Source organism: Fictibacillus marinisediminis, from assembly GCF_023149135.1.
Taxonomy (GTDB): Bacteria; Bacillota; Bacilli; order Bacillales; family Fictibacillaceae; genus Fictibacillus_C; species Fictibacillus_C marinisediminis.
Genome location: NZ_JAIWJX010000002.1, coordinates 1,526,338 through 1,542,151 on the forward strand (window position 1 = coordinate 1,526,338; position 15,814 = coordinate 1,542,151).

At 41.9% G+C, this 15,814-nt stretch carries 18 protein-coding genes and 1 riboswitch; of the genes, 13 read left to right on the top strand and 5 right to left on the bottom strand.

All coding sequences use genetic code 11. The features are described 5' to 3' along the window. Positions 1 to 98 precede the first annotated feature (98 nt). From LCY76_RS08340 to LCY76_RS08350, 4 genes are all read left to right on the top strand, one after another. A complete protein-coding gene (locus LCY76_RS08340) occupies positions 99 to 635 on the top strand; it encodes an HAD-IIB family hydrolase (protein ID WP_336606249.1) in 537 nt (178 codons plus the stop codon). Continuing rightward, positions 605 to 877: an HAD hydrolase family protein gene (locus LCY76_RS23815; RefSeq protein ID WP_336606279.1), complete on the top strand. Its 273-nt coding sequence runs from the start codon at positions 605 to 607 to the stop codon at positions 875 to 877. Before LCY76_RS08340 ends, LCY76_RS23815 begins: the two co-directional genes overlap by 31 nt. Before the next feature lie 174 nt (positions 878 to 1,051). Beyond that, complete coding sequence (locus LCY76_RS08345; protein ID WP_248252248.1) at positions 1,052 to 1,960, top strand: N-acetylmuramoyl-L-alanine amidase family protein; 909 nt, start codon at positions 1,052 to 1,054, stop codon at positions 1,958 to 1,960. 81 nt (positions 1,961 to 2,041) lie between these two features. Further along, positions 2,042 to 2,908, top strand: a complete 867-nt coding sequence (locus LCY76_RS08350) for a patatin-like phospholipase family protein (protein ID WP_248252249.1) — start codon at positions 2,042 to 2,044, stop codon at positions 2,906 to 2,908. A gap of 62 nt (positions 2,909 to 2,970) precedes the next feature. Here the strand turns inward: LCY76_RS08350 and LCY76_RS08355 are convergent, their stop codons facing one another. The 3 genes from LCY76_RS08355 to LCY76_RS08365 are packed head-to-tail and all read right to left on the bottom strand — an operon-like array spanning position 2,971 to position 5,512. Further along, complete coding sequence (locus tag LCY76_RS08355; RefSeq protein ID WP_248252250.1) at positions 2,971 to 3,933, bottom strand: ABC transporter ATP-binding protein; 963 nt, start codon at positions 3,931 to 3,933, stop codon at positions 2,971 to 2,973. Positions 3,934 to 3,947: 14 nt separating this feature from the next. Then, complete coding sequence (locus tag LCY76_RS08360) at positions 3,948 to 4,730, bottom strand: ABC transporter permease (RefSeq protein WP_248252251.1); 783 nt, start codon at positions 4,728 to 4,730, stop codon at positions 3,948 to 3,950. 2 nt (positions 4,731 to 4,732) lie between these two features. Then, complete coding sequence (locus LCY76_RS08365; RefSeq protein WP_248252252.1) at positions 4,733 to 5,512, bottom strand: ABC transporter permease; 780 nt, start codon at positions 5,510 to 5,512, stop codon at positions 4,733 to 4,735. 182 nt (positions 5,513 to 5,694) lie between these two features. On the opposite strand from LCY76_RS08365, the gene LCY76_RS08370 reads away from it, so the two are divergent. Beyond that, on the top strand, positions 5,695 to 5,865 hold the full coding sequence (locus tag LCY76_RS08370; RefSeq protein WP_248252253.1) for an EAL domain-containing protein: 171 nt from the start codon (positions 5,695 to 5,697) through the stop codon (positions 5,863 to 5,865). Positions 5,866 to 6,116: 251 nt separating this feature from the next. Further along, complete coding sequence (locus LCY76_RS08375; RefSeq protein ID WP_248252254.1) at positions 6,117 to 8,177, top strand: peptidoglycan D,D-transpeptidase FtsI family protein; 2,061 nt, start codon at positions 6,117 to 6,119, stop codon at positions 8,175 to 8,177. A 123-nt stretch (positions 8,178 to 8,300) separates the two neighbouring features. Here LCY76_RS08375 and LCY76_RS08380 read toward each other — a convergent pair whose 3' ends face one another. Continuing rightward, on the bottom strand, positions 8,301 to 8,390 hold the full coding sequence (locus tag LCY76_RS08380; RefSeq protein ID WP_248252255.1) for a YjcZ family sporulation protein: 90 nt from the start codon (positions 8,388 to 8,390) through the stop codon (positions 8,301 to 8,303). Between the two features lie 252 nt (positions 8,391 to 8,642). On the opposite strand from LCY76_RS08380, the gene LCY76_RS08385 reads away from it, so the two are divergent. Together LCY76_RS08385 and LCY76_RS08390 are read left to right on the top strand one after the other, a co-directional pair. Further along, positions 8,643 to 8,735, top strand: a complete 93-nt coding sequence (locus LCY76_RS08385) for a YjcZ family sporulation protein (protein ID WP_091006374.1) — start codon at positions 8,643 to 8,645, stop codon at positions 8,733 to 8,735. A gap of 123 nt (positions 8,736 to 8,858) precedes the next feature. Next, positions 8,859 to 9,401 (top strand): copper resistance CopC family protein, encoded by a 543-nt coding sequence (locus tag LCY76_RS08390; RefSeq protein ID WP_248252256.1) that lies wholly within the window; start codon positions 8,859 to 8,861, stop codon positions 9,399 to 9,401. A gap of 50 nt (positions 9,402 to 9,451) precedes the next feature. Here the strand turns inward: LCY76_RS08390 and LCY76_RS08395 are convergent, their stop codons facing one another. Then, positions 9,452 to 10,378, bottom strand: a complete 927-nt coding sequence (locus LCY76_RS08395) for a metal ABC transporter solute-binding protein, Zn/Mn family (RefSeq protein WP_248252257.1) — start codon at positions 10,376 to 10,378, stop codon at positions 9,452 to 9,454. Between the two features lie 171 nt (positions 10,379 to 10,549). Between LCY76_RS08395 and LCY76_RS08400 the strand changes: the two genes are divergently transcribed. The 5 genes from LCY76_RS08400 (at position 10,550) to LCY76_RS08420 (ending at position 15,689) form a co-directional block, all read left to right on the top strand. After that, positions 10,550 to 11,062 (top strand): MogA/MoaB family molybdenum cofactor biosynthesis protein, encoded by a 513-nt coding sequence (locus tag LCY76_RS08400; RefSeq protein ID WP_248252258.1) that lies wholly within the window; start codon positions 10,550 to 10,552, stop codon positions 11,060 to 11,062. Positions 11,063 to 11,207: 145 nt separating this feature from the next. Next, the gene (locus LCY76_RS08405) at positions 11,208 to 11,396 is read left to right on the top strand and encodes a Fur-regulated basic protein FbpA (RefSeq protein WP_248252259.1); all 189 of its coding nucleotides are present in this window, start codon (positions 11,208 to 11,210) and stop codon (positions 11,394 to 11,396) included. Between the two features lie 147 nt (positions 11,397 to 11,543). Continuing rightward, positions 11,544 to 11,966: a CBS domain-containing protein gene (locus tag LCY76_RS08410; protein WP_053354868.1), complete on the top strand. Its 423-nt coding sequence runs from the start codon at positions 11,544 to 11,546 to the stop codon at positions 11,964 to 11,966. Between the two features lie 52 nt (positions 11,967 to 12,018). Then, positions 12,019 to 12,220: riboswitch (cobalamin riboswitch) on the top strand. A 171-nt stretch (positions 12,221 to 12,391) separates the two neighbouring features. Next, positions 12,392 to 14,626, top strand: coding sequence for a ribonucleoside-diphosphate reductase subunit alpha (locus tag LCY76_RS08415; protein WP_248254627.1), 2,235 nt, complete (start codon positions 12,392 to 12,394; stop codon positions 14,624 to 14,626). Positions 14,627 to 14,645: 19 nt separating this feature from the next. After that, on the top strand, positions 14,646 to 15,689 hold the full coding sequence (locus LCY76_RS08420) for a ribonucleotide-diphosphate reductase subunit beta (protein ID WP_248252260.1): 1,044 nt from the start codon (positions 14,646 to 14,648) through the stop codon (positions 15,687 to 15,689). The last annotated feature ends 125 nt before the right edge of the window (positions 15,690 to 15,814 follow it).

Below are 15,814 nucleotides of genomic sequence, written 5' to 3' on the forward strand. Positions count from 1 at the left end.
GAGAGTTCTTTTGTTTTACGGTGAAGCGTCTTTGTTGTACTTAGTTGACAGATTAACGGCGAAAATTCATCATAGAAAGAGGATAAGGAGTGATAGATATGAGAGAAAAGATGGTATTTTTTGATATTGATGGAACACTGATCGATGAAAGTACAGGGGAAATTCCGGATTCAACAAAGGAAGCCCTACATCAGCTTCGAAGGAACGGTGTCCATACCGGAATAGCAACAGGCAGGGCGCCTTTTATGTTTGAACACTTATTGAAGGAACTCGAAATGGACTCGTTTATCAGCTTTAATGGGTCGTATGTTGTTTTCAGAGGAGAAGTCATCTACAAAGCAACACTGGATGTAGAAAGGCTGAAAGAACTTGAAAAGGTTGCTGTCCAATCGGAACATCCTCTTGTTTTCCTGGATCACGCAAAAGCAACGACCAATTATGAATACGCTGATGTGGTTTATGAAAGTACGAAACATTTGCTCACTGAATATCCTATGTTCGATGAGACTTACTATCATAGCAATGATGTTTATCAGGCGCTTCTTTTTGTGATGAAGAGTTTGAGCGGCCTTACAGAAATGATTATAAAGGAACCTTCGATTTTATCCGCTGGCATCACCACGCGATCGATGTAATGCCGTTTGGAGGTTCTAAAGCAAAAGGGATTGAAGAGCTTCTGAAACGCACAACGATAAAAAGAGAAGATACGTTTTCTTTCGGTGATGCCTTAAATGATATCGAAATGCTTCAATCATCAGGTATGGGGATTGCGATGGGGAACGGAAGGCCTGAAGCGAAAAAAGCAGCCCATTATGTTACGAAACCAGTTGGTGAAGATGGGATTTGGCACGGTTTAAAACATGCAGGTCTAATATAGAATGTGAGGCGGACATAGCTTTTTTAGAGCTTGTCCGCTTTCTTGTCATAAAAAAAGGAAATTGGGCAGCCTGTAGGAACCTTTGTGTCATTCTGGCAGAGAGAAGGTTTCATTTAATAAGCCGTAGAATTGTTCTCCATATCATTTTAAAAAATGAATGGGGCTGAAGAAACTGTGAATAAAGTACTGATCGGTATTGTCATGCTGATGAGCATCAGCCAAACACTGAGTCCACCGGCACTTCAAGCGAGCACAGATGCAGAAGCCGTTGTCGCTGCAGATCATTTGAACGTCAGGAAAATTGATTCCATCTCTGCTCCCGTGATCGGGTCCGTAAGAGGAGGGGAAATACTGTCAGTCCTTTCCGAAAGAAATGGGTGGGCGCATATTGAAATTCACGGTAAAACAGGGTGGGTGTCTGCTGTTTATTTAAAAAAGAGAGGAAATGGAAAGAGAGAGAAGCATGACGAAGCAGGAATTTGGAATGTCGTAGCGAATCGTTCATTTAGCACACAAGAAGTTCGCCGGAGTGGGGGCCTTAATGGTAAGCGGATTGTAATTGACCCGGGTCACGGCGGTGTTGACAGAGGAGCAAAAGGAGCGTTTCATTCTACTCTGGAATCAGAACTGACGCTTCGCACAGGTTTGCTTGCCGCAGAAAAACTGCGAGCGGCTGGAGCCATTGTTATGATGACCAGAATGAATAATGATTATTTTTCATTGGCGAACAGAGTGTTCCAAAGCGAGTCTGTGTTTGCGGATGCTTTTATCAGTATTCATTATAATTCATCTCTTCGCCCGGATGTGAGCGGGTTATCTACCTTTTATAATAAATCAGTAGATCAAGAACTTGCTCAATCCATTCAGGAGGGAATATTAAACGGTGGAACAAACCTGCAGGACAGTGGGGTGAAATTCGGAGATTATTATGTAATAAGGGAGAACCAGCGTCCCTCAGCCCTTATTGAATTAGGATTTCTATCGAACCGGCATGACGAGCTGAAGGCAGAAACACAAGACTTTCAGGAGAATGCGGTAAGCGGAATCGTAATTGGACTGGAAAATTATTTTAATCAAAGATAGCCAAAGTGCAGAGCATTTTATTGGCCTTTTGATAAAATATTACATATAGTGAACTATTATAGAGAAAAGAGGTATCACAGCATGAAAGGAACGGGTCTTGTCCTAGAAGGCGGGGGAATGAGGGGTGTTTATACAGCAGGAGTGCTTGATTATTTTATGGACAAGGAATTGTATTTTCCCTATGTCATTGGCGTTTCTGCCGGGGCCTGCAATGCAACCTCCTATCTTTCAAGGCAAAGAGGGAGAAACCGGGTTGTTAATATCGATTTTGTACGACATCCAGAGTACATTTCTTATAAAAATCTATTGTTGAAACGCAAAGGGCTTTTCGGGATGGACTTGATTTTTGATGAAATTCCTAAGAAACATGTCCCTTTTGATTTTGAAGCGTTTGAACGTGCGACAGAACGTTTCGTGATCGGAACGACTGACAGTGAGACAGGACTGCCGGTTTATTTTGAAAAGGCGGATCATCAAGAGCATATTCTCACCGTTCTTCGAGCTTCCGCATCTTTACCGTTTATGGCACCCGTCATCGAATACCATGGAAAAAAACTGCTGGATGGGGGAGTGGCTGACCCTATTCCAGTCAAAAAGGCAAAAGCAGACGGAAATAAAAGGAACGTCATTGTTTTAACACAGAATGAAGGCTACAGAAAACGTAAAACAAAAATGGAATGGCTGGCGAGAAGGGTATACCAATCACAGCCGGGGATGTCTGATGTTTTGCTGAACCGTTATAAACATTACAATGAAACATTGGATTATATTGAAGAACTTGAGAAGAAAAATGAAGTATTTGTCATCAGGCCAAAGCAGAAGCTGGATGTAGGAAGAGCGGAACGCAATCCTGTAAAGCTCCACGCCCTCTATGAACGGGGAATTGAAGATGCGATGAACGTCTATGAACAGCTGGAAGAATGGCTTTTTTTGGAAAAGACAAATTAAAACACAAAAACGGATAGACGGTTGAGAGACAAGCAGTCTCACATCCGTCTTTTGTGTTTGCATTAGTAAATGTTCTGAATCACTTCTTCTATATCCGGTTCTTTCATCTGAATGTCGAGTGGAGTGCCCCACTTGGAGATCTCCTGCAATAGAGCAGGTGAAGAAATTTTAGAGCGATCATACAAGACGGTACATTCACGGCCGTTACTTTCTGTCCTTTCAATACCATAAACCACTTGCAGTTCAGGTGGTTGTTCATACGTGACGGTAAGAATACTGGGAAGACCAATATGATTACGCAGTTCCTCCAAAGATCCATCCAATACCATCCTTCCCTGGTTAATGACAATGACCCTGCTGCATAATTGTTCAATGTCGTCCATGTCGTGTGTGGTAAGGACGACGGTTTTATTTTCCGATTTATTCATTTCCTGCAGGAACTCCCGGATTTTATGCTTAGCAACAACATCAAGGCCGATGGTTGGCTCATCTAAGAACAAGACAGGCGGGTTGTGGATCATTGCCGCCGCCAGGTCTGCACGCATCCTCTGACCGAGGGATAATTTTCTGACTGGAGTCTGAAGAAACTGGCTGATATCAAGGATATCATCATAGTGTTTCAAGAATCTTCGATAATGGCGGTCTTCTATTTTGTACATGTGTTTCAAAATATCAAACGAGTCTATAACAGGAAGATCCCACCAAAGCTGTGTCCGCTGGCCAAAAACAATGCCAATATTTTGAGCAAGCATTTTTCGGTTTTTTTGCGGATTGATTCCAAGAACTTTTGCCACTCCTGACGATGGATGGAGAATTCCGGAAAGCATCTTGATCGTTGTTGATTTACCTGCACCGTTTGGGCCAATATATCCTACAAATTCACCTTCTTCTATTTTAAAAGAGATAGAATCTACGGCGTTCCTTTCCTCGTATTCCCCGGAAAACAGCGAAAGCATGGAACCGAGCATGCCTTTTTTTGATTTGTATATTTTAAAGCTCTTTCTTAATTGATGTGCCTCAATCATCGTTCCATTCCTCCTCAGGTTCCAGTGCTATGATAAAATTTGATGCCGTAATTCCAAAATTTCAAAGAGGCACAAAAGAATAGGCCAGCCACGGCAGCTGGAAGCAGCAGAAAGTACAGGCTGCCTCCTTTATGTAAAAGATATAGCATAGGCACATAGTTCATAAAAGCCACCGGTATCACCGTGAAAAAGATGATCTTTAACCAGCCGGGATAAATGTTCATCGGGTAGTTTGCGGCATTAAAAGGTGCATAGAGCGTAAACGTCTGAAAATCTTTAATCCGCTGTGTCCAGAACGCAATTGTCGCCGTAAACAGAGCGAGAGAAAATGAAATGAGCCATCCGCAGACAAGGATGACGGGAAGATAAGCGATAAGAAATACGAGTTGCTGCTCCTTGGAAAGTCCGTACAGGGAAAGGCAAAGAATAAGCAAACCCTGCAGAACACCTCCAATCCGGCTGAGATCGAGATTTTTTGAAAGGAGCAGAACGAGAGGAGAGACTGGCCGAATCAAGAGACTGTCAAATTCTCCTTCTATCATATATTTCTCAAATTCGTGGATTTCAGGAGCCATCGTTCTGTACAAAGAAAGTGAAATCGATGAAATCGCGTAAAGAACACCCACCTCATAAATATTCCAGCCTTTAATCTGATCAAAACGGTTCAAAATAGCGGCAAGTAGGACAAAGTCAATCATCATGATCACGCCATAGGAGACCATAGAGAAGATGAAATTCATTTTGTACTGCATTCTTGACCGGATGCTGGCGCTGATGAGTTTTATGTATAATTTCATACTCAGCCTCCTTGAATTTCAATCTTTTGCCGGGCAAGGAATGTGATCCACTGATTCAGCAGCAGCAGGAAGAGGAGCCAGCCACCCTGAATAAGGAGAACCGAGCTGTTGGCTTTTTCAAGATAGATCATCACGGGATAATAAACCACACCTGCAAATGGCAGCCATCCAGCAACTTGTGACAATGGTCCAGGCAAAAAAGTCAATGGCACCATCTGGCCTCCAAGGGAGAACATCAGGGTCAGGTTAATAAAGTGAGCCCATGAAATTTCAGTTGTCCAGCAGGATGATATTCCAATCAAATAAAATATATTTAATGAAATGCCGACAGCTAAGATGACAGAAAGGAAGGTATATACGTAGGCCGGAAAGTGTTCTGGGGTGTAAAATCCGACGGTAAAGGTGAAAATCAAGCCGATCGGAAGACTTCTAAAGAGGGCGTTATACCCTATCCTTCCAGCCTCCTGGCTCGTTATGTAGAAAAAATAGTTCGTGGGTCTTGCAAGTTCAAACGAGATTGCACCGTTTCTTACGCCTGCCTGAATCCCGAGACCCGCTGTTAAAAATACGGTCATCCACAGAATGCATTGGCTCGCCCCCATATAATAGGTCATGTCCATGATACTGTATGGACTTTTTTGTTCTTTTCCAGCCAGTACTCCTGTCCATATGGCGATGTAAACAAATCCAAAGATTGCTGAAGCGGCATTATTAATAAGGTGGGACAGGCGGTATTGCATATTGCGTGAAAAACTTTTCTTAAAAAGAAGCCAGTATACCATCTCAATCCTCCTTTTTATGGTTTTTTGGCACAGGATTTTAAATATAGCAAATTATGTGAATGGAAGCAATAAGGTGAAATATCTAGTAAATTAATGGGTGGAAATTATAGAGCAAATCCTTCTTTGATTCACAATACGTTTTTTTGAAAGGCTGGGATTAGATCAGCGGTTGTGATCAATCGTTGAGGGAGACAGCGCGTGACTGCGGATTCAAGGTGATCGCAGAAGGGATTGAACGGAAGGAAGCAGCAGAATACTGCGAGGAGATCGGTGTTGATCTTGTTCAAGGATATCTCTTCGGGAAACCAGATTCTCTTCCTATGAAAGGCCCCCTGTTCATCTGCAATAAATAATAGTTGAATAGACTTACAGAAATAGGCTGGATCATTTCCGGCCTTTTTTTGAAGGCTTTGTTTAAAGCATATTGTTGATTTTCAATCATAGCTGGCGGTTCAATCACACCCCGCTAAAACAACAAAATGGACTAATAGAGTTTTTTTGAAAAAAATTCTAATGAAAAACTTGGAATCTCTTTCAAACTTTAGTAATCTAGTAGGGAAGGTTTTGTAATATAATTGTAATAATCTACTGGAGGGAAAGGGTTATGGAAACTCAAAAGAAAACCAAAAAGAAAAAGAACCACCTTCCTTTTCGCTTAAATATACTATTTGTTGCTGTCTTTCTGCTTTTCTCCGTCCTCATACTGCGTCTCGGTGTTCTTCAGATCGTTAATGGTGAAGAAAAAAGACAGGAATCTGAAGCCATAAAAAAAGAAGAAGCTAAGAAAGAAGCTCCGCGCGGAAAGATCCTAGACCGTAACCAGCGGGTTGTGGTGGACAATCAACCTTATTTTACGCTGACCTATACGAAAACAAGCAGTACAAAAGCAGAAGATACATATAAGGTTGCCAAATGGCTGTCTCAGCATATTCAAGTGGAGAAGAAGAAAATTCCTGAGCGTGATAAAAAAGACTTTTTTATCGTAAAAACAGGAGTGGCTGATCTTATGAAAGAACGCCTTACTGCGGCTGAAACAAAAAAACTCAACAATGAAAAAGAGTACAAGCTGCTGGTCAGCCGGATTACAAAAAAAGACCTCGATACACTGACAAAAAAAGATCTGCAGATTCTCGCCATCAAACGAGAAATGGATGCCGGCTATGCTTATTCCGCTTCACCAGTAAAGAAAAATTTAACAGATCGTGAAATTTCCATCATCTCTGAAAACCTGGATCAGCTTCCAGGCATTGATATCATGCCGGATGCAGACCGGACGTATCCGTTCGGCGATTCGCTTAAGACCATTTTCGGCCGTGTGAAACAGATGCCGAAAGAACAGCAGGACTATCTTGCAGCTATGAACTACGACCGTACCGATCAGGTTGGAATCAGCGGGCTTGAAGCACAGTATCAGGAAACACTTCGCGGTACGAAAGAAAAAAGCATCTATCTGACGAATCCGAAAACAGGGAAAACGCTCGGAGAACCGAAAGTAATTCCCGGCAAACGCGGAAAAGACCTCGTTTTGACGATCGATATGGAACTTCAGCATAAGATGGAAAAAGTGCTTGAAGAAGAAATCAAAAAAGGCCGTGCTGACCGGGGAAATGAAATGATGAGGTCTGCATATATCGTCATGATGAACCCGAAGACAGGGGAAATCTATACGATCGCCGGCAAAAAGATGGACAGCAGCGGAAAGTTTGTGAATGACTCGTACGGAGCTCTATTCGACGCTTACGAGATGGGATCTGCTGTCAAGGGAGCGACCGTTCTTACCGGCCTGCATAAGGGTGCCATCCACATGGGGGAATATATATACGATGCGCCGATAAAAATCGGCAAGACAACAAAGAAATCTCATGCGAACATGGGGAGCATTAATGATTTAACCGCATTAAAGAAATCATCAAACGTTTATATGTTTAATATTGCTATGAGACTTGGAAAATACAGCTATAGCAATAAAAGCTTTTATGGAGATAACCGTTACCTTGGCTATGATGTTATGCGTTATTATTTCAGCCAGTTCGGATTAGGGGTAAAAACTGGCATCGATTTTCCGAATGAATCCACAGGCTATTTCGGAGGTTATCAAGAGCTAGGTAATATGCTTGACATGGCCATTGGACAGTTTGACACCTATACTCCAATTCAGATGGTGCAATATGTTTCAACGATCGCAAACGGGGGATATCGCGTTCAGCCGAGGCTTGTAAAGGAAATCCGTGAACCGCAGACGGAAGTACAGCATGAAGGCAAGCTTGTGGAGCGGTTTGAACCGAATATTCTTAATGAAATTGATATGGATAAGAGCTATATCAATCGGGTGCAGCAAGGCTTCTGGGAGGTGTACCACTCTCCGGGCGGAACAGCCGCACAGTATTTTAACAATCCGAAATATCATAATCCGGCAGGGAAAACAGGTACTGCCCAGGTTAAGAAATATGATCACAACGGAAACTTTATTGCGAACAAAGATAACCTGACATTGGTCGGCTATGCCCCTTATGATAATCCGGAAATAGCTTTTGCGATTATTGTACCAGATGCGTCACCGTACAGCGGAACCCAGGCGGTGAACAAGCACATTGGACAAAGAGCATTGGAGACGTACTGGGATTTGAAAAAGAAAACAGAGACAGAAGAAAAAGCGAAACAATAAAAAGAAGCACTGAGCGAAGCTCAGTGCTTTAATTATGGGTTTTGGGTTATTGGAAAAAGATTTGCGTTAATCGTGGTTCATCATGACAAGGAAAAGATCTGCATCTTTTCCTTGTTCAGTTTGTTAGAATGCACATGCACAGCCAACGATAATCAGAAGCACGAACAATACCACGATCAAAGCGAAACCTCTGCCACCTACAGCGTGACCCATTTGACTTACCTCCTTTATTATAAACTCCAACATCTCCCTAACAATATATGGTGCTTTGCTTATTTTGTATGGGACAAATGCGGATATGCCTGGAAAATGGGCTCCGATTGCATTCACCATTTCGATTCAAAGCCGGTAATAAAAAAATGTAAGTTCTTAAAAAAATAGACTCTTGTACCGTTTCACAAAGCCTGTCTCCTTCATATGTTATGGGTGTAGATCGTTAAATATCTCGAAAGAGGAGGTAACAAAATGTCATTTGGATGCGGTGGAAGTGGTTTCGCTCTTATTGTGGTGCTGTTCATTTTGTTAATTATCATAGGCTGTGCTTGTGCATTTTGCTAAGCCTTGATCCGGCATGAATAACAGTAAACAGAAAAGACCCCCAGATGTTTGTGTCTGGGTGGTCTTTTTTTACGTTTTCCAGTAAAGTATATATAGCAATGAGGAAAGTAAAGGAGATGTAACATGAAGAAGTACATATTGATTCTTACCGCTGTTTTTTTTCTTTGTTCTGCGTCAATTGCATCCGCCCATACCGGCCTTGAATCTTCACAGCCGGCGGAAGGTGCTGTGATCAAAGAAAACTTAAGCAAGATCACGTTAACTTTTGAATCAAAGATTGAAAATTTAAGCACGATGAAAGTCACTAAGGATGGAAAACCCTTAGATGTAAAAGTGGCCGTAAAGAATAACATCATGACAGGCACGGCGCCCTCACCGCTTGAAAACGGGAAATATAAAGTAAATTACAAAATTATCGGTGCTGATGGCCATATTATCCAAAAAGATTATTCCTTTGCTGTTCAGAAGCCGAAAGAAGAGAAAGCTGTAAAGGAAGCACCTAAAAAAGAAAAAGAAAAAGGTGAAAAGACCCAAAAAGAAGAACAGCAGAAAAAAGCTGAAAAGGCGGAATCGAAGTCAAACAATGCAGCAGCCCCGCTGTTTATCGTAGTGCTGCTGATCGTGATTATCGGAGCCGTGCTGTTTATTAAACGAAGAAAATCATAATTAACACATGAAAGCAGGACCATGATTCATCCATTCATGGTCCTGCTTTCTTATTTTAAGGACTGTTTCAAGACTTGAACGTTTTTTTGCATAAGTGATAAATAATCTTCGTTCGCCTCAGCATCCTTAGGAATAAGGGTTTCTAAGTTTCTTAATTTCAGTGTTTTTGTTCCTGTTTCATGTTCTACAACTCTAGCCAGTTTATCGCTGGCACTGTTTTCAAGAAGAACATAGTGAATATGTTTTGCTTTAACGTGTTTGATCAGGTCTTGCAGCTGTCTTTGTGACGGTTCCTGAGAAGTTGACAGTCCGGAAACCGGAATCTGTTTCAGGCCGTACCGATGTTCCCAGTATCCATAGGCAGCATGAGAAACAATAATCTCCTTATGCGGGCTATTCTTGATCGTTTGATTGAACGAGGTATCAAGCTTTTCAAGATCCTTTTTAAGTGATAGGTAATTCTTTGTGAAGTCAGCTTTGGCTTTTGGGTTCAGCTTAATTAACGCCTGTTCGATGTTCTTGGCCATTTGGATTGAAAAAACCGGATCAAGCCAAATGTGGGGGTCTTTATCTCCATGTTCGTCAGGGTCCTCATCACGATGCTCCACTTTTTCCAGCGTGAGGCCCTTGGCTGCTTTTATGGATTCAACCCCTTCGTTTTTTACCGTTTCATTTACTTTATCAGCAAATCCTTCGATTCCTGTACCGTTATAGATGAATGCATCACTGTCTGAAATTTTGATCATGTCTTTCGTAGACGGTTCAAAAGAATGAGCATCGGTGCCTGGAGGGATTACATTTGATACAGAAACATGCTTACCGCCAATCCTTTTCGTAAAGTATTCCAGGGGATAAAGTGTTGTAGTTATGGTAAGCTTATGAGGGCTGTTTAATTTATGTTTAGTGCCATTCGCGCAGCCGGATAGTATCAGTGATCCTATGATCATAAACGTCAAGGCGGCATAGTGTCTTTTCATATGAGTGCTCCTTCCAAACGCATCAAAAATAATTCATCTTATTATAACGGAAACATTACGTTTTGCAAAGCGTATTTGTTCCGATTTATTTTTGAGCATGCAAAAGAATAGACTTCTGTCCATGAATAAAGGATAATACATCCATTACAACCTTTTGGAAAGGGGAAGCAAATGAGTGTAGAAGATCATAAAAGACAGGCTCCTTCTTCTGTCTGCTGCAAGATTATTACTGTGAGTGATACGAGATCAGAAGAAACCGATCGCACCGGCACTCTTATAAAAGAGCAGTTAACGCTGAACGGCCATACAGTGGGAGACTATGTAATTGTAAAAGATGAGCGAAGGGAAATCGAATCTTCTGTCTTGGCAGGGTGTGAAGCAAGTGATATCCAGGCTATTTTAATTAATGGCGGAACTGGCATTGCTGTCAGGGATGTTACCATTGAAACGCTAAAACCATTGTTTACAAAGGAAATTACAGGTTTTGGCGAGCTTTTCAGGATGTTAAGTTATATCGAGGATATTGGATCTGCAGCCATTCTGAGCAGAGCAGCGGCAGGAGTTGTTGGCTCCACAGCGGTTTTTGCAATGCCCGGATCAACAGGAGCGGCAGCTTTAGCCATGAAAAAGCTGATTCTCCCCGAGCTCTCTCATGTCATTCGGGAAATCAATAAAGATTTATAAAGAAGAAAAAAAGTCAGTTCTTCCGTTTAGTGGTCATAAATGTATACTCTATCCAATAAATTTCAGTAAAGAGCCATGATTGCTGAAACTATTTAATTGGATCAACGTATACTATACTATGAAAACGCTTTAACGGGAGGAAATGATGGGCGGATTACTGCGGAAAGCCGTTGAAGAGAGGAAGAATTTCCTTATTCAGATGCTAAAGAAAAACGGAATAAACAAAGAAGTAGAAGCAGAGCTTTCCACATGGCCATTGACTGAATTGGAAGAAGAATATAAAAGCTGGCTTTTTCAGCAAAAGGATGGGATGGATCCTGGCAAAAAAGTTTAAATAAAACACAGTGAGGGAATAAACAATAGAACGTATGTGTCCTTCTTAGGGCTTTTTTTGTGTGATGGCTTAATACTGCTCATCTATTTTATTTTTTGTTATAGTAGAAAAGAACGGCTGCAATTTATGATTAAAGGAGATCACAGCATGAACATAGCTTTTTATCTATTGCCTAAAGAAGAGGTTAAATATTTGAATCCTGAATCGACCATCAGGCAGGCATTGGAGAAGCTTTCTTATCACAAATATACATCTGTTCCCCTTGTTTCAGAGGAAGGGCAGTATGTCGGTACGCTCACAGAAGGGGATCTGCTTTGGAAATTGAAAGAAGCGTTCGACCTTGGCTTCTATGATGTAGTGAAAACAAAACTGAAGGATGTTCCACAGCGTGTGAACAACATCTCAGTATCAATCAATTCAAATATGGAAGATTTAATTACGTTGGCAACTGACCAGAACTTTATTCCGGTGACTGACGACGACGGGCATTTTATTGGGATTATCCGCCGCCGGGACATCATTAAGTACTGCGCAAATACAATATGGAATAACAAAATAAATGAAAACTAGGTGTTGACAAATACTATATTTAGTGTGAAAGTAAATGTATCAAACTAAATATAGTATTTTTGAAACAAAAGGTGTCTTATAAGACTTAATAGGGAATCCGGTAAATCAATCCGGAGCTGTCCCCGCAACTGTCATGTGGACGAAATGAGAATCCACTGTGTAAGGAACGCGCACGATCGTGTGGCTTTTACATGGGAAGGCTCAGAGTAGGAGGAAGCATTAGCCAGTAGACCTGCCTTTTTGTTTCACGATTTTGATTCTTCGGGGATTGAGAAGCAAAAACGGCACACTTTACTGCTATTTTTGATTCTTACAACTCGTGTCGTTTTTTTAGGCTCATCCACTGGATGGGCCTTTTTATTTTGCAGATTTTTAGAGGAGGAGATTTGACTTTGGTTATAGCAGGCGGAACAGATCATCTTGTTATGAATTGGCTGGATGAAATTCTATTGGGCTTTCCCCAGCTTGATAAAAAGGAAGAGTATACAGAACAGATAGGCTATTATGCTGATAATGGCAGTTCTCAAACAGAAGCGATGAATATGGCTATTTTGCATGCACTTGAAAGAATTTCAATGCATGAGCCGGATTGGACCTTCGTCGCAGGAAGAATGCATCTTAAAAAAATCTACTCAGATGCAGTAAAAAACAGGGGGGGCCAGGGAGTTCATGGCTATGGCCAATTCTATGGATTAATTCGTACACTGACAGACAAAGGAATCTATGATAATAACTTGTTAAGCAGCTATTCACCAGAAGAAATAGATGAGCTTGAAGCGGTGATTGTCCCTCAAAGGGATGAGCTTTTTACATATATAGGACTTCGTACATTGGCTGACCGTTATCTTGCCAAATCGCATGATGGCAAAGTGTTTGAATTGCCTCAGGAACGATTTATGATCATCGCGATGTCCTTGATGTCCGACGAACCTTCAGGCCGCCGCATGGATCTGATTAAAGAAGCGTACTGGGCAATGTCGAACCTGTATATGACCGTGGCAACTCCTACACTTGCCAATGCGGGTAAAAGCTATGGCCAGCTGTCAAGCTGCTTCATCGATACGATGGATGACAGCCTTCGAGGAATCTATGATTCTACAACAGATGCAGCAACACTTTCGAAAGGCGGAGGAGGGATCTCCGTTTACCTTGGCAAAATCAGAAGCCTTGGTTCAGAGATAAGAGGCTTCAAGGGCAATTCATCGGGCATTATTCCATGGGCGAAGCTGTTGAACCAGACAGCGGTCAGTGTCGATCAGCTCGGACAGAGAAAGGGAGCCATCGCCATCTACTACAATGTGTTCGGCAAGGATCTTTTTTCTTTTCTTGATGCCAAGCTGAATAATGGTGACGAACGGCAGCGGGTTCATGACCTGTTTTTGGGTCTCTGCATTCCGGATTTATTTATGGAAAAGGCAGAGTCGAGAGAAGACTGGTATCTGTTTGATCCTTATACGGTAAAAAAAGTAATGGGCTATGAATTGGATGATTTTTTTGATGAAGAACCCGGCAAAGGGAGTTTCCGCGATAAATATGATGAGTGCGCGGCCGCAGCCGATCAAGGGCTTTTTGGTGAAAAAGGTTCAGGAGGCTATGACGTTGTACCAGCCATTGAAATTTTTAAAAGAATCATGAAAAGCCAGCTGGAAACGGGAGTGCCGTATATGTTTTACCGGGACACGGTTAATCGGGCTAATCCTAATAAGCATGCCGGAATGGTTTACTGCAGCAATCTTTGCACGGAAATTGCCCAGAACGGATCAGCGACTACGGTCGAAGAGGAAGTAACACAGGACGGTAAAATCTTGATCACAAAGATACCTGGAGATTATGTGACTTGCAACTTAAGCTCTATTTCGCTTGCAAAAGCAGTAAAGGATGATGTGCTTGAGAGATTGATCCCAATCCAAATCCGTATGCTGGATAATGTCATTGATATGAATCAGGAGCGAATAGAAGTGAAACAAGCGGTGCTTACCAATAAGAAGTACAGGGCGATCGGATTGGGTACATTCGGGCTGCATCACTTGCTGGCAGTGGAAGGAATACGCTGGGAATCTGAAGAAGCCGTAGCTTATAATGACCGTCTTTATGAAAAAATCAGCTATTTAAGCATCCGGGCCAGCTATGAACTGGCGAAGGAAAAAGGCGCCTATCCCGCCTTTAAAGGATCTGACTGGGAAACCGGTGTTTATTTTGAAGACAGGAAGTATGAGTCTGAAGAGTGGACTATATTAAAAGAGCAGGTTCATCAGACAGGCCTGCGGAATGCATGGCTTATGGCGGTTGCTCCGAATGCGACGACCAGTTTAATTGCGAACTCCACAGCATCCGTCGATCCTATTTTTAAAAAAGAGTACTCTGAGGAGAAGAAGGATTTTAGGATCCCGGTGACGGCTCCAGATCTTACACCTCAGACAAGCTGGTATTATAAATCGGCATACGAGCTGGATCAGCATTGGAGCATTAGACAGAACGCCGTCAGACAGAAGCATGTAGACCAGTCCATCTCGTTTAACTTTTATGTCAAAAATACGATTAAAGCGAAGGAACTTCTCGATCTTCACATGACGGCATGGAAATCAGGTCTCAAAACAACGTATTATACGAGGTCTACATCTATTGCAGAATTGGAAGACTGTGAAAGCTGTTCCAGCTAATAAGGGAGTTATTTTATTAATGAAAACGAAAACACTGACAGAACGGAAACTATATGATGTAGAAGCACCGAATGCTTCTACCGGTCTAATTAACGGACAGAGCTCCAATGTCTTAAATTGGGATGACGTTCGGTACAGCTGGGCATACCCGCTCTATAAAAACATGCTCGCGAATTTTTGGACTCCCTTTGAGATCAATATGTCTGGCGACGTGAAACAATATCCGAATCTATCAAGCGAGGAAAAGGATACTTTTAATAAGATCATTGGACTGTTGGCGTTTCTGGACAGCATTCAGACGGATTACTCTTCAAGAGTGGCGGCGTACTTGACCGATTCCAGCCTGTCGGCACTAATGACGGTTTTATCCTTTCAGGAGGTTGTGCATAACCAGTCCTATTCGTATGTGTTATCGAGCTTGGTGAACAAGCAAAAACAAGATGAGATTTTTGAATACTGGAAGCATGATCCTGTCTTAAGGGAACGGAACGATTTTATTGCAAACGGCTATCTGAAGTTTACAGAAGAGCCATCACCAAAAACGTTTATGGAATCGATCGTCTATGACATTGTCCTTGAGGGATTAAACTTCTATTCTGGTTTTGCTTTCTTTTATAATCTTGCCCGAAACCAGAAAATGGTCGCCTCCAGTACGATGATCAATTATATCAACCGGGATGAGCAGCTGCACGTCAGGCTCTTCTGCCAAATTTTCAAAGAACTGCTGAATGAAGTTCCGGAATTGAATTCTGAAGAGACGGTCCAGTTTGTTCAGGAAACCTTTAAAAAGGCGGCTGAACTGGAAATACAGTGGGGACGGTACATTATCGGGGACCGTTTTCCTGGGTTGCGAATGGATGAACTTGAAGCCTATATTAAATTCATGGCCAATAAGCGGGTCAATGAGCTGGGAATACAGCGTCCTTTTGATGGGTTTAGAGAGAATCCAATGAAATGGATCAAAGCGTATGAAGATATCAATCATGGTAAGAGTGATTTTTTTGAACAGAAGTCAAGACAATATACAAAAGTCTCAGATGCCAATGGTTTTGACGATTTGTAAATTTTAACGCAAATTGTGCTAATGGAATTAAACATGATAATATGATGTTGGAGATGAAAACAGCAGCTCCTGCCGCGATTGCGGCAGGAGTCTGTTTTGTTGCATAGAAGTAATGTCTAGCTCCA

Coding starts and splice junctions, on each gene's coding strand:
- LCY76_RS08405 (WP_248252259.1), top strand. CDS start 11,208: ATGGGCGGATTACTGCGGAAAGCCGTTGAAGAGAGGAAGAATTTCCTT.
- LCY76_RS08355 (WP_248252250.1), bottom strand. CDS start 3,933: ATGATTGAGGCACATCAATTAAGAAAGAGCTTTAAAATATACAAATCA.
- LCY76_RS08360 (WP_248252251.1), bottom strand. CDS start 4,730: ATGAAATTATACATAAAACTCATCAGCGCCAGCATCCGGTCAAGAATG.
- LCY76_RS08365 (WP_248252252.1), bottom strand. CDS start 5,512: ATGGTATACTGGCTTCTTTTTAAGAAAAGTTTTTCACGCAATATGCAA.
- LCY76_RS08380 (WP_248252255.1), bottom strand. CDS start 8,390: ATGGGTCACGCTGTAGGTGGCAGAGGTTTCGCTTTGATCGTGGTATTG.
- LCY76_RS08410 (WP_053354868.1), top strand. CDS start 11,544: ATGAACATAGCTTTTTATCTATTGCCTAAAGAAGAGGTTAAATATTTG.
- LCY76_RS08375 (WP_248252254.1), top strand. CDS start 6,117: ATGGAAACTCAAAAGAAAACCAAAAAGAAAAAGAACCACCTTCCTTTT.
- LCY76_RS08415 (WP_248254627.1), top strand. CDS start 12,392: ATGAATTGGCTGGATGAAATTCTATTGGGCTTTCCCCAGCTTGATAAA.
- LCY76_RS08420 (WP_248252260.1), top strand. CDS start 14,646: ATGAAAACGAAAACACTGACAGAACGGAAACTATATGATGTAGAAGCA.
- LCY76_RS08395 (WP_248252257.1), bottom strand. CDS start 10,378: ATGAAAAGACACTATGCCGCCTTGACGTTTATGATCATAGGATCACTG.
- LCY76_RS08340 (WP_336606249.1), top strand. CDS start 99: ATGAGAGAAAAGATGGTATTTTTTGATATTGATGGAACACTGATCGAT.
- LCY76_RS08400 (WP_248252258.1), top strand. CDS start 10,550: ATGAGTGTAGAAGATCATAAAAGACAGGCTCCTTCTTCTGTCTGCTGC.
- LCY76_RS08390 (WP_248252256.1), top strand. CDS start 8,859: ATGAAGAAGTACATATTGATTCTTACCGCTGTTTTTTTTCTTTGTTCT.
- LCY76_RS08350 (WP_248252249.1), top strand. CDS start 2,042: ATGAAAGGAACGGGTCTTGTCCTAGAAGGCGGGGGAATGAGGGGTGTT.
- LCY76_RS08385 (WP_091006374.1), top strand. CDS start 8,643: ATGTCATTTGGATGCGGTGGAAGTGGTTTCGCTCTTATTGTGGTGCTG.